This window comes from Roseovarius confluentis (assembly GCF_002917925.1).
GTDB classification, from domain to species: domain Bacteria; phylum Pseudomonadota; class Alphaproteobacteria; order Rhodobacterales; family Rhodobacteraceae; genus Roseovarius; species Roseovarius confluentis.
In genome coordinates this window covers 758,493-776,608 of the sequence record NZ_PPFE01000001.1, presented here as the reverse complement: position 1 = coordinate 776,608, position 18,116 = coordinate 758,493, and the positions used below count along the sequence as shown (strand labels likewise).

The following is an 18,116-nucleotide window of genomic DNA, read 5'->3' as shown; positions in this document are numbered from 1 at the left end:
GCTGCCCTTATTCGATGATCATCAGCGGCGCGCCGTATTCCACCGCGGCGCCGTCCTCGACCAGGATGCGCTTCACGGTTCCGGCACGGGGGGCGGGGATGTGGTTCATGGTCTTCATCGCCTCGACGATCAGCAGCGTGTCACCCTCCGCCACCTGCTGGCCGGTCGCCACGAAGGCGGGCGCGCCGGGTTCGGCCTGCATGTAGATCGTCCCGACCATGGGCGAGGTGACCGCGCCGGGATGGCTGGCCGGATCTTCGTTCGCGGGGGCGGCAGGTTCGGATCCTGAGGCGGCCGGTGCCGCGACGGGCGCGTGCGGCGCAGAGGGTGCCGCCGGGGCGGGGGCCGACATCTGCTGCACGACCTTCTGCTTGCGGCTGACCCGGACATTGAGCGTGTCGTCGTCGCCGTACTCGCGCTTGACCTCCAACTCGGTCAGGTTATTCGCGTTCAGCACTTCGGCAAGCGCCTTGATAAACGCCACATCCGCGTCGTGGTTCGTCTTGGAAGTCTTGTCCGGCATCCCGTATCCTCGAAGCTAGGGTCGCGGCCCACTGTCCCGTCCGGCCGCGCCTGTCTTGTTTTGCGCGCTTATAGGCCAGGATGGGCCTACTTGAAAGCGCCTATTTGCAAGGAAATCTGAGGCATTCGACACAGGATTGCGAGCGGAAAATCAAACGCGTCCCAAGCGGGTGGCTTTTTGCCTTCGAAAGTCCCCGCTGACGCGCGGTGACAGAGTTTGCGATTGAACTGGCCCGCGGTCGGGGAAACACTGGCCGCAACCCCTAGGCCGCGAGGATGCGCATGAACATCGCCCATTGGCTCCAGCGTCAGGCACAGGCAGGCGGGACCAAGCCGGCGCTGTTTCACGGCACGCGAAGCATCGCCGACTACGCCGGGTTTCACGCCCGCGCCGCCGCCTTCGCCGGCGGTCTCGTCGCGCGCGGCACCGGCCCCGGCGACCGCGTGGCGCTCTTCATGGCGAACCACCCCGATTATCTCGTGGCGCTTTTCGGCATCTGGATCGCCGGGGCCGTGGCCGTGCCGGTCAACGCCCGGCTGCACGGACAGGAAGTAACTTGGATCCTCGACAATGCCGAGGCGTCGCTCTGCATCGCAACCGGGGCGCAGGTCGAGGCGCTGGCGGCGACCGCCTGTCCGGTCGCCTCCCCGGACGAGGTCGCGGGCGATCCGCTGCCCCTCGTGCCACGCGCGCCGTCGGACCTTGCATGGCTCTTCTACACCTCCGGCACCACGGGGCGGCCCAAGGGTGTGCAGATCACCCACCGGATGCTTCAGACGATGAGCCTTGCCTACCTCGCCTCGGTCGACGCGGTCAGTTCCGAAGACGCCACGCTTTACGCCGCACCGATGAGCCATGGCGCCGGGCTCTACAGCCTCGTGCATGTACTGATGGGCGCCCGCCATGTGATGCCCGAAAGCGGCGGCGTCGACCCGCGTGAAATCCTCGACCTTGCGTCGCATTACGAACGGATGCACATGTTCGCCGCGCCCACGATGGTGCGCCGGCTGACCGATTACGCAAAAGATCACGACCGCGACGGGACCGGCCTGCGCAGTGTCGTCTACGGCGGCGGGCCGATGTACGTCTCCGATATCGAGGCGGCGCTGGATGTGTTCGGCCCGGTTTTCATCCAGATCTACGGGCAGGGCGAGGCGCCGATGGCGATCACGTCGCTGAGCCGCGAGGACGTCTCGGCCCGGCGCGCCCTCGCCACTGTCGGCCGCGCCCAGGCCGGGATCGAACTGCGCGTGGGCGACGCCGCGGGGCAAGCCCTTCAGCCTGGCGAGGTCGGCGAGATCATGGTGCGCGGCGACCTCGTGATGCCCGGCTACTGGCGCAACGAGACCGCCACAGCCGAGACCATTCGCGACGGATGGCTTTTGACCGGCGACACGGGGCATCTCGATCAGGCGGGATTTCTCACCCTTCAGGATCGCTCGAAGGACGTGATCATCTCGGGCGGCCAGAACGTCTATCCCCGCGAGGTCGAGGAAGCGCTGCTGACCCACGAATCCGTGTCCGAGGTGGCCGTGGTTGGGCGCAAGAGCGCCGAATGGGGCGAGGAGGTGGTGGCCTTTGTGGTCCCGAAGGACGGCACACTGGACGAGCCCGCGCTCGACGCTCATTGCCTGGACCGGATTGCCCGGTTCAAACGCCCCAAGGCCTATGTCGCTGTCGATGAGTTGCCCAAGAACAACTACGGCAAGGTGGTCAAGACCGCGCTGCGAGAGCGTCTGGCGCAGAGTTGATGGCGCGGGCGGAAATTTGCAAATTTCCGCAGCATTTTCTTGCAAGAAAATGGACCAGGATTTGCGTAAATCCTGACCCGGAAAAAACGTATTTTCCGGCCCGATCTCTGCGCAGAAATTGGTGGCTCAGCCGTCGTCCTTGTCCCCGGACAGTATCCGGTCCGCCTTCTTGCGCACCAGCACCGTCCGCAAGTCGTGCATCGCCAGCAGCAGGGCGTCGGTCACGTCCTCCAGTTGGTCGTCCGTGGCCCGCGACTGTGCCCAGTGGGTCGTCAGGTTCAGGTAATCCACCGCACGGTGAATATCGTCGATGTCCCGCTTGGCGAGCAGCTCGGTGCGCTCGTCCATCCACTCCTTGATGACCCGCGCGTCCTCGTCGCTGAGCTCCCTGTCACCATGGGGTTTGACCTGGCCGTTCTTGATGTTGATGACCGCGATCTGGTCCATCTCGATCCGCCGCTGGCGGTTCTCGGTGTCCACGCGAAACACGAAGGCCCCGTTCTCACGGACGCGGAAATAATAGTCTGGCAACTCGCCGCTCAAGCGGGTCTCCCATGCGTCTCGCGATGGTTTCGGTTAATCGCCTGACGCATTACGACAATTTCCCGCAAAAGTCCGCAATCCGGGCGCACGCCTCCTTCAGCGCGTCATCGGATGTGGCATAGCTGACACGGAAATAGGGCGACAGGCCGAACGCCGCGCCATGCACCACGGCGACGCCCGTCTCCTCCAGCAGCGCGGTCACGAAAGCCTCGTCACTGTCGATAACCGCACCATTCGCGCTGGTCTTGCCGATCAAGCCTTGAATGGACGGGTAAACATAAAATGCCCCCTCCGGCCGCGGGCAGGTGAGGCCCGGAATGCCATTCAGCGCGTCGACCACCAGGTCGCGGCGGCGGACGAACATTTCGTTATGCGGTGCCAGGAAATCCTGCGTGCCGTTCAGCGCCTCGACCGCGGCCCACTGGCTGATCGAGCAGGGGTTCGAGGTCGATTGCGACTGGATCTTGCGCATCCCGCCGATCAGCACCTCGGGCCCCGCGGCATATCCGATCCGCCAGCCGGTCATCGCATAGGCCTTGGAAACCCCGTTGCAGGTCAGCGTGCGCTCGTAAAGGCCCGGTTCGACCTGCGCAGGCGTGCAGAAGCGGAAATCGCCGTAGGCCAGATGCTCGTACATGTCATCCGTCATCACCCACACATGGGGATGCCGCATCAGAACGTCCGTTAGCGCCTTCAGGTCGTCCCACGAATACCCCGCGCCGGTCGGATTCGACGGCGAGTTGAAGATGAACCAGCGGGTCTTCGGCGTGATCGCCGCCTCCAGCGCCTCGGGTGTCAGCTTGAACCCGGTCTCGATCCCCGCCTCGACGATCACAGGCGTGCCGCCGGCCAGTGTCACCATGTCCGGATAGCTGACCCAGAAGGGCGCCGGGATCACCACCTCGTCGCCGGGGTTCAGCGTCGCCATCAGCGCGTTATACAGGATCTGCTTTCCACCCGAGGCGATGCTGACCTGAGAGCGCGTGTATTCCAGCCCGTTGTCCCGCTTGAACTTGGCGCACACCGCGTCTTTCAACTCGGGAATACCATCGGGCGCGGTATAGCGCGTCTTGCCGTCCTCGATGGCCCGAATACCCGCCGCGCGGATGTTTTCCGGCGTGTCGAAATCGGGCTCGCCCGCGCTCAGGCCGATCACGTCTTCGCCCGCGGCCTTCATTTCCAGCGCCTTGGCGGAAATTGCCATGGTCGGAGAAGGTTTCACGCGGGAAAGTGTCGCTGATAGCGGAGACATGTCGCACCTCTGGTGGTTTTTCGGCTGTGGTCTTCGTAGGTCATGGCTCGTATGCTAGGCAAGATGCTTTCGATGAGCCAAACCCCGGAAAGGAAGACCATGACCGCCGAGACGCAAAACGACTGGTTCGATCCCGATGCCACCACGTTCGGTGACCGGCTTGCGGGGGCACGCGAGGCGGCGGGCATGACGCAAAAGGAAATGGCGCAGCGGCTGGGCGTCAAGCTCAAGACCCTCCAGGGCTGGGAAGACGACGTGACCGAGCCGCGGGCGAACAAGCTTTCCACCGTGTCGGGCCTGCTGAACGTAAGCCTGCGCTGGCTGCTGATGGCCGAAGGCGACGGCCCCGAGGCCCCCGCCGACGCCGAGGACAACGCCGACGTGACCGCCATGATGACCGAGATCCGCGCCCTGCGTACGCAGATCGTCGGCAGCGCCGAACGCCTTGGCAGGCTGGAAAAGACCCTGCGCAAGGTGCTGCAGGACCGGGCCTGATCCGCGCCTTGACCGAATCTGCGGAAACACGGCTCAAGCGGCTGCGCATGCGGTCGATGCGGCGCGGCATCAAGGAGATGGACATCCTTCTGATGCGCTTCTCCGAGGCGCGTCTGGCCGCCCTGACGCCCGCCGAACTGGACCTCTACGAGGTGCTACTGGAGGAAAACGACCAGGACCTTTACCAGTGGGTCACGGGCCAGACCGATCCGCCCGAACACCTGGCCCCGCTGATCGGGCAGGTCCGCGCCGTCTCCGCCGGCTGACGCAAGCCGCGAAATGCTTCGCATTTTACACTGTATTTGCGGCATTTAACCGATTATTCGGCTTTCTTTGTCACATCAGTCTCCGAGCAGTTTCGCATGGAGACGAGGATGAGTTTTCAACAACAGGTGCCGGCCGCGGTGCGGTCGGACGGATTCATGACAGGGTATCTCGATGCGCTGTCTTTGGTGGAGCGGCTGCACCGGCTGCTTCTGGATGTCATCAAGGACGAGTTCGAGCGGATCGGCGTGTTGGAGATCAACGCGGTTCAGGCGCTTCTGCTCTTTAACGTCGGCGACAACGAGGTGACGGCGGGCGAGCTCAAGACCCGCGGTTATTACCAGGGCAGCAATGTCAGCTACAATCTCAAGAAACTGGTCGAGATGGGCTACATGCACCACCAGCGGTGCGAGATCGACCGCCGCTCGGTGCGCGTCCGGCTGACGCAAAAGGGCCGGGGCATCCGGGACGTGGTCGCCGGCCTCTTCGAGCGTCACGCCGAAGGGCTGCAATCGCGCGGTGTCATCACCCTTGACGGCGTCGACCAGATCACCGGCGCTCTGCGCCGGGTCGAACGCTATTGGACCGACCAGATCCGCTATATCTACTGAGGCAGGCGCAGGCGCGCGGGCTGTGACGGCACGAGCCGGGACAGGTTCGGCAGTTGCAGCTCGCGGATCAGCTTGCGGCGCATGGCGGCGGCGAAATCGGCATGATCCTCCGCCACCTCGGCAAAGGCGCCGGGACCGTGCAGGATGAAGGCCCGGTAATAACCTTCCAGCGATTTGACGTTATGCAGGTTCTTCGACGTGTTCGAGCGTGATTGCGGCCCGATTACCAAACCGTTGACCGTGATATCGCCAAGGTCGGTGTCGTTCAGGTCGCGCGGATGCAGCCCTATATTGGAGGGCCCGTCGCCCGAGATATCCAGCGTTCGGCGCAGGCAAGGATCCTGACGGTTCAGGGACGCCACGCCGAAAAGGATCGCTGCGCTGATCGCTGTCGTGGGATCGTCGCCATTGGCCTTGCGCGTCGCCCGCAGGCGGGAAGCGGCCTCGGCCAGACGCGCCGCGCTGTCGATCTCGGTCCAGTCCAGCAGCACGCGCTGGTCCTGCACCCCGCTCCATTCATAGATCATCAGGCGCACCGGCGCCTCGGGGACGGCCAGGAACGCCGCCTGCACGTCCGGCGCCAGCAGCGCTGCGGCCAGCCCGTCGGTCTGAAGCCGGTATTCTCCCGCATCGACCGATCCCGACACATCCATTCCCAGCGCCAGTGCCTGCCGGCAGTCGGCCTGGCCCAGTCCCGGCGACGCCGTGGCACAGGCCAGCACCAGCGCCCGCAACCTCATCCGTGCGGTCCGGGCCGCGTCACGCTGCCCAGGATGATGTCGTTGATTTCACGGTAAAGCTTCCGGGTCATCGCCTCGGTGAACTCGTCGAACCCGTTGGCCACGACCAAGAACGCCCCCGGCCCGTGCAACACCTCGGCCCCGTACCATGTCAGCACGCTGGGGTCCTCGCCCAGCACCACCAGCCCGTTTACCGTGACATCTTGCATCGGGAAATGCCGGTAGGCCTCGCGCGGGCCATAGCGATAGTTGTTCACCCCGTCGCCCGACACGTCGATCACCCGCCGCTCGCAAGCCGGCGCCTGCTGCAGCAATTGCGCGCCATACCCCAGCGCCGGCCCCATCGAGGTGGGAAACTCGTCATGGCTGCGGCGCATCTTCAGCAAGGTCTCGACCGCCGCGTCGATCGCCGCGGGGCTGTCCAGCACCGACCAGTCCAGTTGCAGCTTGTGCTGGTAAAACCCCGACCACTCGTAGACCGCCAGCGCCACATGCCCCGGTGCGCCCCGCAGGATCGCGTGCCGCACTTCCTCGGCATCCAATGCGGCGGCCAGCCCAACACGTTGCAGGTCGTACTCGGCGGCATCCACCGACGAGGACACGTCCACCGCCAGCACCAGCGCCAGCCGGCAGCCCTCGGCCCCGGCCCGCATCGGGATCAGTGCCAGCAGCACCACGGCCAGGGCGCGCCACGCGCTCACTGCGTCAACACCCGCAGACTGTCCCGCGCCGCGTCGTCCAGCGCGTCGGCCAGGGCAGGGGCGGTGGCCAGCACCGCCGCCGCGATCAGCGGAAGACGGTGCAGATCCATCACCAGTGTCCGGTACTTTCCATGCTGGCCCACGGCTCGGCGGGCTCAAGCGAGTCACCCTCCTGCAGCAGCTCGACCGAGATGTTGTCGGGGCTGCGCACGAAGGCCATGCGCCCGTCGCGCGGCGGGCGGTTGATGGTCACGCCGTTGTCTTGCAGATGCTTGCACATGTCGTAGATGTTATCGACGCGATAGGCCAGGTGCCCGAAATGCCGGCTGTCATCCGGCAGATCGTCATCGCCGTCCCAATTGTACGTCAGTTCGATCGGACAGTCCTCCTGTCCCGGCGGTGCCATGAAGATCAACGAAAAGCGGCCCTGTTCGCTGTCCATCCGCCGGGTCTCCTTCAGGCCAAGAAGTTCGTAGAAGGCCATGGATTTCTCCAGGTCCTTCACCCGGACCATCGTGTGCAGGTATTTCAGCGCCATAAGCGTGCGGCTCCTTTGATTTGGATTTTCCCACCACAGTTAGCCGAAAGCGCCGCGCTGTCCAGAGCGGGGCAGGACCCTCAGAATTCCGAGCGGATGCCGAAACTGACCGAGGTCTCGTCCACGTCGAACCGGCTGATGTTCGACTCCGTCGCCTCGGTATTCAACGACACCGTGGGTATAAAATCCATGCAGCTCGCCGAAACCGAAAAATCAGGGGTGTTGCTCTGCAACCGCCACCCGATCTGGAGGATTGTTTGCGCCGTCTCACAAGATATAGTGGGGTGCGACTCGCATTAGTTGTCCGCGCCCTGCAAATGCCCAAAGGCGGAAAGACCCGATGAAGCAATACCACGACGCATTGGCCCATGTGATGGCGCATGGCGTGCCCTCGACCGACCGCACCGGCACCGGCACGATCTCGGCCTTCGGTCTGCAATCGCGCTATGCCATGGCCGACGGCTTTCCGCTGGTGACCACCAAGAAATTGCACCTGCGCTCGATCATCCACGAACTGCTGTGGTTCCTCTCGGGCGAGACCAACATCGCCTATCTCAAGGAAAACGGCGTTTCCATCTGGGATGAATGGGCGGACGCGGACGGCGACCTGGGCCCCGTCTACGGACACCAGTGGCGCCACTGGCCGGGACCCGTGGGCGAGATCGACCAGATCGAAACCCTGATGGAGATGATCCGCGAAACCCCCGACAGCCGCCGCCTGATCGTTTCGGCCTGGAATCCGGGCGATGTGCCCGACATGGCGCTGCCGCCCTGTCACACGCTCTGGCAGGTGCGCATCGCGGGGGGCAAGCTGCACCTGCAACTCTACCAGCGCTCGGCCGACATGTTCCTGGGCGTGCCGTTCAACATTGCCTCTTACGCGCTGCTGCTGCACATGCTGGCCCATGTCACGGGCTACGAGCCCGGCGATTTCGTGCACAGCTTCGGCGACGCGCATATCTATTCCAACCATGTAGACCAGGTGAAACTGCAACTCTCCCGCACGCCCAAGCCTTTGCCGACGCTGCGGATCACCCGTGACGTCAAATCGATCTTCGATTTCCGTTTCGAGGATTTCGAGATCACCGGCTACGATCCCGACCCGCATATTTCCGCGCCGGTGGCGGTCTGATGATCTCGCTTGTGGTGGCGACCGACCGCAACCGCGCCATCGGGCGGCAGGGGGGTATTCCGTGGCACATCCCCGCCGACCTCAAGTTCTTCTCGCGCGAGACCTCCGGCACCGCCTGCATCATGGGTCGCCGCACGTGGGAAAGCCTGCCCGAACGCTTCCGCCCCCTGCCGAACCGCCTGAACCTGGTCGTGTCCTCGGGCATGCCCGACGGCGCCGAGCACGTCCACCGCTCCATCGACAGCGCGATCGCCGCCGCGCACGCCGCCGGCTACGCCCATATCTGCGGCATCGGTGGGGCGGGGATCTACGAGAGCCTCTTGCCCCGCGCCGACCGTCTGGTGATCACCGAGGTCGATCTGGCCGTCGAGGACGCCGACACGTGGTTCCCGGAGTATGACCCGGCGGAGTGGGAGGAAACCGTGCGGTTCGTGCTTCAGGAAGAGGGGCCGCGGTGTGAGGTGGTGGAGCTTTTGCGCAAACGCTGACCACGCGTCCCGCCCGGCTCTGCCGGGCCGCGCCCGACCTCCCCCCGGAGGGCGCGATGGTGAGGTCCTTCGCCCTATGACCGGCGTGCGGTCTTGTTCGCGGCACATTGACCACCCCGGCCAAAACGCCCTCCAGGTCGGGCGCGTCCCGCCACAGCCTTTGTCCAGGCATCCGCACCAATCGCTTTAACATTAGAAATTGACAGACCCCGGCCATCGCGTACCATATCTGGTATCCGTGGGACGGGCCGAAAAAAATTTATAACGAACGAGGACCTTATGCGCATTCTCAAACCCATTTTGGTCGCCCTGGCCGCGACCGTCACCGCCGGGCCGGCGCTCGCCGATGGCAAGCTTTATCCTTATCATTCCAAGGAAAACTATTGTCCCGGCGGCCTGCAACCGGTGTCGCTTGGCGGCATGATCTCCTGCGGCACCCCGAACCAATCGCAAAGCTATCGTCAGGTCATGCAGCACCCGGTGCCGAAGAAAAAGCACTATGTCCACAAGGTGCGCCGCTCCTACAACTGTCCCGAAGGGCAGAAGGGCTGTTTCTGAGCCGCAACCGACGGATCTGAGATTTTGGGAAAAGGGCGTACGCCGCGTGCGCCCTTTTTTCGTGCCTTATCAACGCCCCGAAATCCACAGCGTATATCCTGCGTATATACGGGGTCTATACGTGCTGTCGCAAATCTGTTACATCTCAGGTGCAGTCAACGACAGGAGCAGCCCCATGTTCAGGCATATCACCGGCCTTGCGCTGATCGCCCTCGGCGCCACGCCCGTGGCGGCGACCAGCCCGATCGCGGACATTCTCTGCGAACCCAGCCACACCCTGACGCAAAAGCTGTCGCGCCAGTTCGGCGTGACGCGCTTTGCCCGTGGCACGCAAGGGCCCGATCAAGTGATGGAGGTCTGGACGGATGAGAGCGGCGGCTGGACGCTCGTGGTGGCCTATGCCACCGGCACGTCCTGCATCGTCGCGATGGGGGAAAACTGGGATAAAGTTCAGGCCGAGAACCCGGCCTGAAAAAGTGCTGCGTCGCCAGGGCCTGCGGCGGGATCAGACCGCTTTGAGGTTGACCGCCATGGGACGACCGTCGCGGCCGTCCTGAAGCTCGTATTCGACCTTCTGATCGTCGGCCAGGCCGGTCATGCCGGATTGTTCCACCTGGCTGATATGCACGAAGACGTCATTGCCGCCTTCTTGAGGGGCGATGAATCCATAGCCCTTTGTCGTATTGAACCATTTCACGGTGCCGGTCGGCATTCCGCTTCTCCTTCTTGCCGTTGTCTTTCCCGGCTAAGCCGGGCTGTGCCGCCAAGGGGCCGCGTTCCCGCATGTCGGCCCAAAGGCCGCGGGACGCAGAACCAAGACCACGTACAAGAAGATTGGGCGCATCACGTAAAAAGCAAGTGAAACACGCCGCATGGATGCTTAGGTAGGGGAGAACTGATGAAAACGTGAGCGGAGCGAAAATGATCCTCTACGGGCTGAAAAACTGCGATACTTGCCGCAAGGCGCTGAAATCCTTGCCGAATGCCGAGTTGCGCGATGTCCGTGCCGATGGCGTGCCCGCCGATGTCCTCGCCCGGGCGCATGGACAATTCGGCGCAGCCCTGCTGAACACCCGCTCCACCACCTGGCGTGGCCTCGGCGAGGCCGAGCGCGCGGGCGATCCGCTGGACCTGCTCGCCGCGCATCCCACGCTGATGAAACGCCCGCTGATCGACGACGGCGGCACGCTCTACCTCGGCTGGGGCAAGGACGTGCAGGCGGCGCTGGCCTGACAGACAAAGGAGGCGACCATGCGCAACGCGGCACTTGTCTTGGGGATCATCGGCGGCTGCCTCGCCCTGATCGTGGGCTTCTTCAGCTTCGGCTATACTGAATTCATCCGCGAATACGGCGAAGTCGAGGGGCTGGCTTCCGCGCTCGATCGCGAGGGGCTGGTGCGCACCGCCAGTTTCGTCTCGCCGCTCCTGGCCATTGCCGGGGCGGCCATGGCCAAGGCGCGGGCGCTCTGGGGCGGTATCCTGATGCTGATCTCGGCGGGGCTGATGGCCTACACGTTCGGCATCGGCCCCTTCACGCTTTTCCCGATCGGCTTCGTCGGGCTGGCCGGTCTGCTGGCCATCGCCGCCGGCAAACCGGACGAGCCCAAGGCGCATTTCTGAAACGCCCGCTTGTGGGCGACACCGCCCCGGGTCAAGCCCGGGTCAAGCCCGGGGCGGGTGACCCCAACCGATACCGTCAGGCAAGGTCCGGCGGCGTCGCGTCCTTGGCCAGCGATGCCGTGACCTCCTCCAGGCTCTGCACGCTGGTCTGCTTTTCGCCCAGCCGCCGCACCGACACGGTCTTTTCCTCGACCTCGCGCATCCCCACGGCCAGGATCACCGGCACCTTGCCCACGGAATGTTCGCGGACCTTGTAGTTGATCTTCTCGTTGCGCAGGTCTGCCTCGGCCCGCACGCCCGCGGCTTTCAACTGTTCGACAACGTCCAGCACGTACTCGTTCGCCTCGGACACGATCGAGGCCACGACCACCTGCCTGGGGGCCAGCCAGAAGGGCAGCTTGCCTTCCCAGTTCTCGATCAGGATGCCGACGAACCGCTCGAACGATCCAAGGCAGGCGCGGTGCAGCATGAAGGGCCGGTGCTTTTCGCCGTCCGCGCCGATATACGTCGCCTCCAGCCGCTCGGGCAGGTTGGGATCCACCTGGAACGTGCCGCACTGCCAGACCCGGCCGATCGCGTCGGTCAGGTAGAAATCCAGCTTCGGGCCATAAAACGCGCCATCGCCCGGCTCCAGCGTATAGTCACGCCCCACCGCCTTGATCGCGTTCTCCAGCGCGCCCTCGACGTAGTCCCAGGACTCGTCGCTGCCCACGCGCTTTTCGGGGCGCGTGGCGAACTTGATCTCGAATTCCGGAAAGCCCAACTCGCGGTAGACATCCGCCAGAAAGTCGATGAACCGTGCGCATTCCTCCTGGATCTGCTCCTCGGTGCAGAAGATATGCGCGTCGTCCTGGGTGAACCCGCGCACCCGCATGATCCCGTGCAGCGCGCCCGACGGCTCGAACCGGGCACAGGACCCGAACTCGGCCAGCCGTAAGGGCAGGTCGCGATAGGATTTGAGGCCCTGGTTGAACACCTGCACGTGGCAGGGGCAGTTCATCGGCTTCAACGCGTTGATCCGCGTCTGGTCCTTGTTCTTGACGCTCGCGTCGTCATCCTCGCCGTCGCGGGACTCGTCCACTTCCACGATGAACATGTGATGCTGGTACTTGTCCCAGTGCCCGGATTTTTCCCAAAGCTTGCGGTCCACGACCTGCGGCGTGTTGATCTCGCGGTATCCGCCCGCGCGCTGTTTGCGGCGCATGTAATCCTGAAGCTGGGTATAGATCGTCCAGCCATTGGGGTGCCAGAACACCTGTCCGGGGGCCTCTTCCTGCATGTGAAACAGGCTCATCTCGCGGCCCAGCTTGCGGTGGTCGCGCTTCTCGGCCTCTTCCAGGAAATTCAGGTATGCCTTCAGCTTTTCCTTGCCGGTAAAGGCCACGCCGTAAATCCGCTGCAGCATCGGGCGGCTGCTGTCACCGCGCCAATACGCACCTGCGATGGACATCAGCTTGAACGCATCCGCCGGCACCTGTCCGGTGTGCTGCAAATGCGGACCCCGGCACAGGTCCTGCCAGTCGCCATGCCAATACATCCGCAAGGGCTCGTCGCCCGGAATGGCGTCGATCAGCTCCACCTTGTAGGGCTCGCCATTGTCCTTGTAGTGCTGCACCGCGCGGTCCCGCTCCCACACCTCGGTGCGCACGGGGTCGCGCAGGTTGATGATCTCGCGCATCTTCTTCTCGATGGCGCCCAGATCCTCGGGAGTGAACGGCTCTGCGCGGTCGAAATCGTAATACCAGCCATTCTCGATCACCGGGCCGATGGTGACCTTGGTCTCGGGCCAGATCTCCTGCACCGCGCGGGCCATGATATGCGCAAGGTCGTGGCGCACCAGCTCGTTGGCGGCCTCTTCGTCCTTCATCGTGTTGATGGCGATCTGCGCGTCGCGCTCAATGGGCCAGGCCAGATCCCAGTGCTTGCCGTCCACATGGGCCGAAATGGCCTTCTTGGCCAGCGAGGTCGAGATATCGGCGGCCACTTCGGCGGGGGTGATCCCGGCGTCGTATTGCCGCGCATTGCCATCGGGAAGGGTAAGGGAGATCTGAGCCATGTCTGGCCTCCTCGTCAGTTTGGCGCCCACGGAACGCCCGGTTGCGGGTTATGGTCTTGGCCCGGGTTTTGGCGCGGGCCAGGGGCCAAGTCAAGCACGCCCTGCCCAAAGAGTGCTTTCGGGGTAAGGGCTTGGCCTCCTTTGAGTGGATTCGGTGTGCAAATGCATGCGAATCCGGCATGCCGCGTCGCAGCAGGGCGTTTTGCAAGATATTGAAAAGACGAATGAAAATATACTTTACGACGTGGCGCGAACTCCTATATAACCAGTACGAAACGTGCATTTCGTTTTACTTATCGCATGCCGCGACAACGTTAAGGAGCAGATGAACATGGCCCGCTACAACGATAAATTCGAACTCTCCGTCGAAGACATGGAGCTGATCGAAAGCGCCCTGCACAGCTCGAAGGTCAACCAGCCCGAGCCGGTGACCCGCCGCATCCACGACCTGCTGGGACGGCTGCACAACCAGAAAATCTTTTACCGTCCCAAGTCCGCGCCCTATGTCGGAGGCTAACCAGCCTCAACGACAAGGTGCGCAGTGCAAGGCACATTCGAACGACTGACAGGACAGGAAAGTGACAAGGCCGAGGCCCGCAACGGGCTTCGGCATATCTTTTCTCTAAGCCTCACGAAAATCGCCGATGGCCTCATAGACCCCAAGCTGGTGCTCAGCTGGCTTCTGGGCGTGCTTGGCGCACCCGGCAGCCTCGTGGCGCTTCTGGTGCCGCTGCGCGAGGCCGGGGCGCTGCTGCCGCAGGTGCTGTTGGCGCCGTGGCTGGAACAGCGCAAGCAACGCCGCTGGATGTGGGTCGCGGGCAGCGCGGGGCAGGGGGCCATGGCCGCGGGCATCGCCGCCTCGGCCATTTTCCTGCAAGGCTGGGCGGCGGGCGTCGCCATGTGCGTGCTCTTGGCCACGCTGGCGCTCTTCCGCGCGGCCTGCTCGGTCTCCTACAAGGACATCCTCGGCAAGACCGTCGGCCAGACCAAGCGCGGCGCGGTCACCGGCATGGCAGGCTCGGCCGCGTCCATCGCGGTGCTGGTTTTTGCCGGGCTGATGCTCTCGGGGCTCATCCAGACCAAGACCGCCGTGATCGCCGCCATCGCCTTGGCTTCGTGCCTCTGGATTGCCGCCGCACTCATCTTCTCGACCCTCGATGAGGACGACAGCACCCCGCAAAACGACACCGGCTTGCACCGCTTTCGCGACGTGATCCGCGAAGATGCCAACCTGCGCCGCTTCATCCTCGTGCGCGGCCTGCTGACGGCCACCGCTCTCGCACCGCCGTTCCTCGCGGTTATGACCACGCAAGGCGACGACAACAACCTGCGCACGCTGGGGGCGCTGCTGGTGGCGTCCTCGGCCGCCGGCTTCGTCAGTTCCTACGCCTGGGGCTGGCTCGCCGACCGCTCCAGCCGCTTGATGCTGCTGGTGGCGGGGCTTCTGGGCGCACTCGCCATGGCGGCGGGCGTCGCCGTCAACCTTGCCGGATGGGCCCAGACCACCGCAATAATACCCGGCGTTCTCTTCGTGCTGATGGTGGCCTATCACGGCGTGCGGCAGGCGCGCTCGACTTACCTTGTCGACATCTCGCCCGAGGATCGCCGCACCGTGAATTCCGCCGTCGCCAACCTTGCCATCGGGATCATCCTGCTGCTGGCGGGGGCCTTTGGCGGCGCGCTCAGCTGGGTCGGTCCGAACGCCGCCCTGATCGGGTTTGCGGCCATGTCGGCCCTAGGCGGGCTGGCCGCGCTCGGCCTTCGCGATGTCAAATAACGGCATACATCTGCATACAATTGTATCGCGCCGTATTCTCCTGTATGCGAATGTTCACTGTAACATATTGTGACAAAAAGAGAATTTTCATTCTTCCATGACATGCTAGCTTCATTCACAGGCCTGATGGGCCACAGCGCGGAAGAAAACGAACGGTAACGAATATGACACGTCACGACACCAGCTCCGACAGCACCGGCGACTCCGGTGATGCGGATGATCCCGACCAAGCGGCGGGAACCACCTATCTCGGCTTCCCGGCCAGCGCCGTCGCCGACAAACCGGGGCGCGAACGGGAATACACGCTCGACCGGATCGAGCGCACCATCGGCTCCATTCTCTGACACGGCCCAAGCGGCTTGAAACGCCGCGCGTAGGGTGACAGGTTCCCGTCAAACCTCGAAGGGGAACACCGATGTCAGAGACAGAAACGCTTACCTCGCCCCAAGGGCGACGTCTGGCCTATCACAAGACCGACGGCGACGGGCCGGGCGTGGTCTTTCTCGGCGGCTTCAAGTCGGACATGGAAGGCACCAAGGCCATCCATCTGGAAGACTGGGCCAAGCGCACGGGCCGTGCCTTTCTGCGGTTCGACTATTCCGGACATGGACAAAGCAGCGAAGCCTTCACCGACGGCTGCATTGGTGACTGGGCCGCCGACGCGCAGGCCGTGATCGAAGAGCTGACCGACGGTCCGCAGATCCTCGTCGGCTCCTCCATGGGCGGCTGGATTGCCCTGCTCATGGCCCGCGCGATCCCCGACCGCGTCGCCGGCATGGTCACCGTCGCCGCCGCGCCGGATTTCACCGAGGACAGCATGTGGGCCGGTTTCACCGAGGCACAGCGGGCCGAGTTGAAGGCCAAGGGCCGCCTTGCCCTGCCCAGCGACTATGACGAGCCCTACATCATCACCCACCGGCTGATAGAGGACGGGCGCGACAACCTTGTCCTGCGCGCGGACCTCAAGCTGCCTTTCCCGGTGCGGTTCCTGCAAGGCACCGCAGATGCGGATGTGGACATGTCTGTGGCCCTGCGCCTGCTGGACCACGCCAAGGGCAAGGACATGCGCCTCACGCTCGTCGACGGGGCCGATCACCGCTTTTCCGACCCCGATTGCCTCGCGCTCATCACACGCTCCATCGAGGACGTGCTGGAGCGTCTTGGGTGAAATGGCTTACGCGGGTTCTGGGCCTGCTGGCGCTGATGATCGCTGCGCTCTGGCGCTTCTTCCCGCGCGAACCCGTGACGCTCAGCGCCGATTTCGACCCGCGCAGGGTCGGCGAAGGCATCGGCGTCTATCTTGAAAGCACCGAAAGCGGTGTCCCCAACCTGCGTCCCGCCGCCACCAAGCGCATCGTCTGGGCCGGGGATGCCGAGACGCGCACGGACCTCTCCATCGTCTACCTGCACGGTTTTTCCGCCAGCGCCGAGGAAATCCGCCCTGTCCCCGACCGCGTGGCCACAACTTTGAATGCCAACCTTGTCTTCACCCGCTTCACCGGCCACGGCCGCGATGGCGCTGCCATGACCGAGGCCAGCATGGCCGACTGGATGGCCGACGCCGCCGAGGCGCTGGCGCTGGGCCGCGCCACCGGCGACCGCGTGGTCGTGATCGCCACCTCCACCGGCGCCACCTTCGCGGCCCTTGCCGCGCTCGACCCCGACATGCGCAAAGACGTTGCGGGCATGGTCTTCGTCGCTACCAATTTCGGCATAAACAACCCAATGGCGCCGCTGCTGACATGGCCCGCCGCGCGGTACTGGGCGCCACTGCTTGCGGGGCAGGAGCGCAGCTTCGAGCCGCAGAACGCCAAACAGGCCGCCCACTGGACCACGCGCTATCCTTCCGTGGCCGCCTTGCCCGTGGCGGCCGCCGTGCAGGCCGCTGCACGTGCCGATTACAGCCAAACGACCATCCCCGCGCTGTTCTACTATGACGCCGACGACCAGGTCGTCGACGCCACGGCCACCGACGCCGTGCGCACAGATTGGGGTGGCCCCGTCTCGCTGGCGCGCCCGCCGAAAGGGCCGGGGATGGACCCGCTGGCCCACGTCATCGCCGGCGACATCCTTTCGCCCGCAGGCACCGGGCCCGCCGTCACGGCCATTCTCGATTGGATCGGCGGATTGCCGTAAAGTGCGCAACTTTTCTTGGTTTTCCGCAAAGCCTGTGGCAGAATCACCTTCATAAAACAGCGCAGAGCGCGCGGGCAGGTTAAGGAACAAAGCAATGAAAGACCCCTTGGTGTTTCTGCCGGGCATGATGTGTGACGCACGCCTGTTCGGCCCCCAGATCGCGGCGCTCAGCCCCGACCTGCCCGTGACCGTCGCGCCCATTTCCCACGGCGACCGGATCGAGGAAATCGCCTCGGGCCTGCTCGATCACCTGCCGCGTCGCTTTGCGCTGGCGGGGCTGTCCATGGGCGGCATCGTCGCGCTGGAGATCGTGCGCCGTGCGCCCGACCGGGTGACGCGCCTTTGCCTGATGGACACGAACTCGCTGGCCGAAACGCCCCAATCGGCGGCCAATTACGAGCCCATCGTGACCAAGCTGCGCGCGGGCTTCATCGATCAGGCCGTCTCGACGCTGCTGCGTCCAGACCACCTGGCTCCCAATGCCGACCGCACCTCGATTATGCACATGGTCACCAAGATGGCCGAGAACCTCGGGGCCGATGCGATCACCCGGCAGGTCCGGGCCCTGCAACGCCGCCGCGACTATCAGGCGACCTTGCGCAAGATCAGCGTGCCGACGCTGGTGATGTGCGGCGTGCATGACACGCTGACGCCGGTGAAGCGGCACGAATTCATGGCCGGCCTCATTCCCTATGCCGAATTGGCGTTGGTGCAGGAGGCCGGACACCTGCCGACGCTGGAAACGCCCGAGGCGGTGACGGCCGCGCTGCGCGTGTGGCTGAAACAGCCGCTGGTTCTGCAAAAGCGGGTCGAGGCGGGGTAGGGCGGGTCAACTCGGCACCCGACGTCGTCCCCGGCTCGATCCGAGTAGGTTCGAGGCCACGGGATCCCGGATCAAGTCCGGGATGACGGGCGTTTGACCAAGCCGAGC

Annotated in this window: 24 protein-coding genes; 16 read left to right on the top strand and 8 right to left on the bottom strand. The window is 64.4% G+C overall.

What is annotated here, in order from left to right:
- Positions 1-7: 7 nt before the first annotated feature.
- Positions 8-523: an acetyl-CoA carboxylase biotin carboxyl carrier protein gene (gene accB / locus C2I35_RS03795; RefSeq protein WP_103761654.1), complete on the bottom strand. Its 516-nt coding sequence runs from the start codon at positions 521-523 to the stop codon at positions 8-10.
- A gap of 281 nt (positions 524-804) precedes the next feature.
- Here accB and C2I35_RS03790 point away from each other — a divergent pair, with 281 nt between their 5' ends.
- On the top strand, positions 805-2,274 hold the full coding sequence (locus tag C2I35_RS03790) for a class I adenylate-forming enzyme family protein (RefSeq protein WP_103761653.1): 1,470 nt from the start codon (positions 805-807) through the stop codon (positions 2,272-2,274).
- 126 nt (positions 2,275-2,400) lie between these two features.
- Here C2I35_RS03790 and C2I35_RS03785 read toward each other — a convergent pair whose 3' ends face one another.
- Both C2I35_RS03785 and C2I35_RS03780 read right to left on the bottom strand, forming a co-directional pair.
- On the bottom strand, positions 2,401-2,817 hold the full coding sequence (locus C2I35_RS03785) for a hypothetical protein (RefSeq protein ID WP_103761652.1): 417 nt from the start codon (positions 2,815-2,817) through the stop codon (positions 2,401-2,403).
- Positions 2,818-2,866: 49 nt separating this feature from the next.
- The gene (locus C2I35_RS03780; protein WP_103761651.1) at positions 2,867-4,069 is read right to left on the bottom strand and encodes a pyridoxal phosphate-dependent aminotransferase; all 1,203 of its coding nucleotides are present in this window, start codon (positions 4,067-4,069) and stop codon (positions 2,867-2,869) included.
- Positions 4,070-4,168: 99 nt separating this feature from the next.
- Here C2I35_RS03780 and C2I35_RS03775 point away from each other — a divergent pair, with 99 nt between their 5' ends.
- The 3 genes from C2I35_RS03775 to C2I35_RS03765 all read left to right on the top strand — a co-directional run bounded on the left by C2I35_RS03775 (position 4,169) and on the right by C2I35_RS03765 (position 5,439).
- Complete coding sequence (locus C2I35_RS03775; RefSeq protein ID WP_103761900.1) at positions 4,169-4,564, top strand: helix-turn-helix domain-containing protein; 396 nt, start codon at positions 4,169-4,171, stop codon at positions 4,562-4,564.
- A gap of 8 nt (positions 4,565-4,572) precedes the next feature.
- Positions 4,573-4,830 (top strand): FAD assembly factor SdhE, encoded by a 258-nt coding sequence (locus tag C2I35_RS03770; protein ID WP_103761650.1) that lies wholly within the window; start codon positions 4,573-4,575, stop codon positions 4,828-4,830.
- A gap of 108 nt (positions 4,831-4,938) precedes the next feature.
- Entirely contained in the window at positions 4,939-5,439 is a 501-nt protein-coding gene (locus tag C2I35_RS03765) for a MarR family winged helix-turn-helix transcriptional regulator (RefSeq protein WP_103761649.1), read from the top strand.
- On the opposite strand, the gene C2I35_RS03760 is transcribed toward C2I35_RS03765, so the two are convergent.
- The 3 genes from C2I35_RS03760 to C2I35_RS03750 form a co-directional block, all read right to left on the bottom strand.
- The gene (locus C2I35_RS03760) at positions 5,433-6,179 is read right to left on the bottom strand and encodes a DUF1194 domain-containing protein (protein WP_103761648.1); all 747 of its coding nucleotides are present in this window, start codon (positions 6,177-6,179) and stop codon (positions 5,433-5,435) included. The two genes, C2I35_RS03765 and C2I35_RS03760, sit on opposite strands and share 7 nt — an antisense overlap.
- A complete protein-coding gene (locus tag C2I35_RS03755; protein ID WP_245890380.1) occupies positions 6,176-6,880 on the bottom strand; it encodes a DUF1194 domain-containing protein in 705 nt (234 codons plus the stop codon). Before C2I35_RS03755 ends, C2I35_RS03760 begins: the two co-directional genes overlap by 4 nt.
- Positions 6,881-6,989: 109 nt before the next feature.
- A complete protein-coding gene (locus C2I35_RS03750; protein WP_103761647.1) occupies positions 6,990-7,418 on the bottom strand; it encodes a VOC family protein in 429 nt (142 codons plus the stop codon).
- A gap of 340 nt (positions 7,419-7,758) precedes the next feature.
- On the opposite strand from C2I35_RS03750, the gene C2I35_RS03745 reads away from it, so the two are divergent.
- The 4 genes from C2I35_RS03745 (at position 7,759) to C2I35_RS03730 (ending at position 10,068) form a co-directional block, all read left to right on the top strand.
- Positions 7,759-8,550, top strand: coding sequence for a thymidylate synthase (locus C2I35_RS03745; protein ID WP_103761646.1), 792 nt, complete (start codon positions 7,759-7,761; stop codon positions 8,548-8,550).
- Complete coding sequence (locus tag C2I35_RS03740) at positions 8,550-9,038, top strand: dihydrofolate reductase (protein WP_103761645.1); 489 nt, start codon at positions 8,550-8,552, stop codon at positions 9,036-9,038. Before C2I35_RS03745 ends, C2I35_RS03740 begins: the two co-directional genes overlap by 1 nt.
- Before the next feature lie 279 nt (positions 9,039-9,317).
- Positions 9,318-9,596 (top strand): hypothetical protein, encoded by a 279-nt coding sequence (locus C2I35_RS03735; protein ID WP_211286106.1) that lies wholly within the window; start codon positions 9,318-9,320, stop codon positions 9,594-9,596.
- 175 nt (positions 9,597-9,771) lie between these two features.
- On the top strand, positions 9,772-10,068 hold the full coding sequence (locus tag C2I35_RS03730; protein ID WP_103761644.1) for a hypothetical protein: 297 nt from the start codon (positions 9,772-9,774) through the stop codon (positions 10,066-10,068).
- 33 nt (positions 10,069-10,101) lie between these two features.
- Here the strand turns inward: C2I35_RS03730 and C2I35_RS03725 are convergent, their stop codons facing one another.
- On the bottom strand, positions 10,102-10,308 hold the full coding sequence (locus C2I35_RS03725) for a cold-shock protein (protein ID WP_103761643.1): 207 nt from the start codon (positions 10,306-10,308) through the stop codon (positions 10,102-10,104).
- 209 nt (positions 10,309-10,517) lie between these two features.
- Here C2I35_RS03725 and C2I35_RS03720 point away from each other — a divergent pair, with 209 nt between their 5' ends.
- Complete coding sequence (locus C2I35_RS03720; protein ID WP_103761642.1) at positions 10,518-10,829, top strand: arsenate reductase family protein; 312 nt, start codon at positions 10,518-10,520, stop codon at positions 10,827-10,829.
- Between the two features lie 18 nt (positions 10,830-10,847).
- Positions 10,848-11,216 carry a hypothetical protein gene (locus tag C2I35_RS03715; RefSeq protein ID WP_103761641.1) on the top strand — a complete coding sequence of 123 codons (369 nt, stop codon included), beginning with the start codon at positions 10,848-10,850 and terminating at the stop codon, positions 11,214-11,216.
- A gap of 76 nt (positions 11,217-11,292) precedes the next feature.
- On the opposite strand, the gene thrS is transcribed toward C2I35_RS03715, so the two are convergent.
- Complete coding sequence (gene thrS / locus C2I35_RS03710; RefSeq protein ID WP_103761640.1) at positions 11,293-13,272, bottom strand: threonine--tRNA ligase; 1,980 nt, start codon at positions 13,270-13,272, stop codon at positions 11,293-11,295.
- A gap of 331 nt (positions 13,273-13,603) precedes the next feature.
- On the opposite strand from thrS, the gene C2I35_RS03705 reads away from it, so the two are divergent.
- The 6 genes from C2I35_RS03705 (at position 13,604) to C2I35_RS03680 (ending at position 18,008) form a co-directional block, all read left to right on the top strand.
- A complete protein-coding gene (locus C2I35_RS03705; RefSeq protein WP_103761897.1) occupies positions 13,604-13,789 on the top strand; it encodes a hypothetical protein in 186 nt (61 codons plus the stop codon).
- A 24-nt stretch (positions 13,790-13,813) separates the two neighbouring features.
- Positions 13,814-15,049: an MFS transporter gene (locus C2I35_RS03700; protein ID WP_103761639.1), complete on the top strand. Its 1,236-nt coding sequence runs from the start codon at positions 13,814-13,816 to the stop codon at positions 15,047-15,049.
- 164 nt (positions 15,050-15,213) lie between these two features.
- Positions 15,214-15,393: a hypothetical protein gene (locus C2I35_RS03695; protein ID WP_103761638.1), complete on the top strand. Its 180-nt coding sequence runs from the start codon at positions 15,214-15,216 to the stop codon at positions 15,391-15,393.
- A gap of 71 nt (positions 15,394-15,464) precedes the next feature.
- Positions 15,465-16,217 carry an alpha/beta fold hydrolase gene (locus C2I35_RS03690; RefSeq protein ID WP_103761637.1) on the top strand — a complete coding sequence of 251 codons (753 nt, stop codon included), beginning with the start codon at positions 15,465-15,467 and terminating at the stop codon, positions 16,215-16,217.
- Positions 16,214-17,185, top strand: a complete 972-nt coding sequence (locus tag C2I35_RS03685; RefSeq protein ID WP_245890379.1) for an alpha/beta hydrolase — start codon at positions 16,214-16,216, stop codon at positions 17,183-17,185. Before C2I35_RS03690 ends, C2I35_RS03685 begins: the two co-directional genes overlap by 4 nt.
- A gap of 94 nt (positions 17,186-17,279) precedes the next feature.
- Entirely contained in the window at positions 17,280-18,008 is a 729-nt protein-coding gene (locus C2I35_RS03680) for an alpha/beta fold hydrolase (RefSeq protein ID WP_103761636.1), read from the top strand.
- Positions 18,009-18,116 lie beyond the last annotated feature (108 nt).

What these genes read in the sequence shown, in the direction of transcription:
- accB (WP_103761654.1), bottom strand. Translation starts at nt 523, where the DNA reads ATGCCGGACAAGACTTCCAAGACGAACCACGACGCGGATGTGGCGTTT.
- C2I35_RS03790 (WP_103761653.1), top strand. Translation starts at nt 805, where the DNA reads ATGAACATCGCCCATTGGCTCCAGCGTCAGGCACAGGCAGGCGGGACC.
- C2I35_RS03780 (WP_103761651.1), bottom strand. Translation starts at nt 4,069, where the DNA reads ATGTCTCCGCTATCAGCGACACTTTCCCGCGTGAAACCTTCTCCGACC.
- C2I35_RS03775 (WP_103761900.1), top strand. Translation starts at nt 4,169, where the DNA reads ATGACCGCCGAGACGCAAAACGACTGGTTCGATCCCGATGCCACCACG.
- C2I35_RS03765 (WP_103761649.1), top strand. Translation starts at nt 4,939, where the DNA reads ATGAGTTTTCAACAACAGGTGCCGGCCGCGGTGCGGTCGGACGGATTC.
- C2I35_RS03760 (WP_103761648.1), bottom strand. Translation starts at nt 6,179, where the DNA reads ATGAGGTTGCGGGCGCTGGTGCTGGCCTGTGCCACGGCGTCGCCGGGA.
- C2I35_RS03750 (WP_103761647.1), bottom strand. Translation starts at nt 7,418, where the DNA reads ATGGCGCTGAAATACCTGCACACGATGGTCCGGGTGAAGGACCTGGAG.
- C2I35_RS03745 (WP_103761646.1), top strand. Translation starts at nt 7,759, where the DNA reads ATGAAGCAATACCACGACGCATTGGCCCATGTGATGGCGCATGGCGTG.
- C2I35_RS03740 (WP_103761645.1), top strand. Translation starts at nt 8,550, where the DNA reads ATGATCTCGCTTGTGGTGGCGACCGACCGCAACCGCGCCATCGGGCGG.
- C2I35_RS03735 (WP_211286106.1), top strand. Translation starts at nt 9,318, where the DNA reads ATGCGCATTCTCAAACCCATTTTGGTCGCCCTGGCCGCGACCGTCACC.
- C2I35_RS03730 (WP_103761644.1), top strand. Translation starts at nt 9,772, where the DNA reads ATGTTCAGGCATATCACCGGCCTTGCGCTGATCGCCCTCGGCGCCACG.
- C2I35_RS03725 (WP_103761643.1), bottom strand. Translation starts at nt 10,308, where the DNA reads ATGCCGACCGGCACCGTGAAATGGTTCAATACGACAAAGGGCTATGGA.
- C2I35_RS03720 (WP_103761642.1), top strand. Translation starts at nt 10,518, where the DNA reads ATGATCCTCTACGGGCTGAAAAACTGCGATACTTGCCGCAAGGCGCTG.
- C2I35_RS03715 (WP_103761641.1), top strand. Translation starts at nt 10,848, where the DNA reads ATGCGCAACGCGGCACTTGTCTTGGGGATCATCGGCGGCTGCCTCGCC.
- thrS (WP_103761640.1), bottom strand. Translation starts at nt 13,272, where the DNA reads ATGGCTCAGATCTCCCTTACCCTTCCCGATGGCAATGCGCGGCAATAC.
- C2I35_RS03705 (WP_103761897.1), top strand. Translation starts at nt 13,604, where the DNA reads ATGGCCCGCTACAACGATAAATTCGAACTCTCCGTCGAAGACATGGAG.
- C2I35_RS03695 (WP_103761638.1), top strand. Translation starts at nt 15,214, where the DNA reads ATGACACGTCACGACACCAGCTCCGACAGCACCGGCGACTCCGGTGAT.
- C2I35_RS03690 (WP_103761637.1), top strand. Translation starts at nt 15,465, where the DNA reads ATGTCAGAGACAGAAACGCTTACCTCGCCCCAAGGGCGACGTCTGGCC.
- C2I35_RS03680 (WP_103761636.1), top strand. Translation starts at nt 17,280, where the DNA reads ATGAAAGACCCCTTGGTGTTTCTGCCGGGCATGATGTGTGACGCACGC.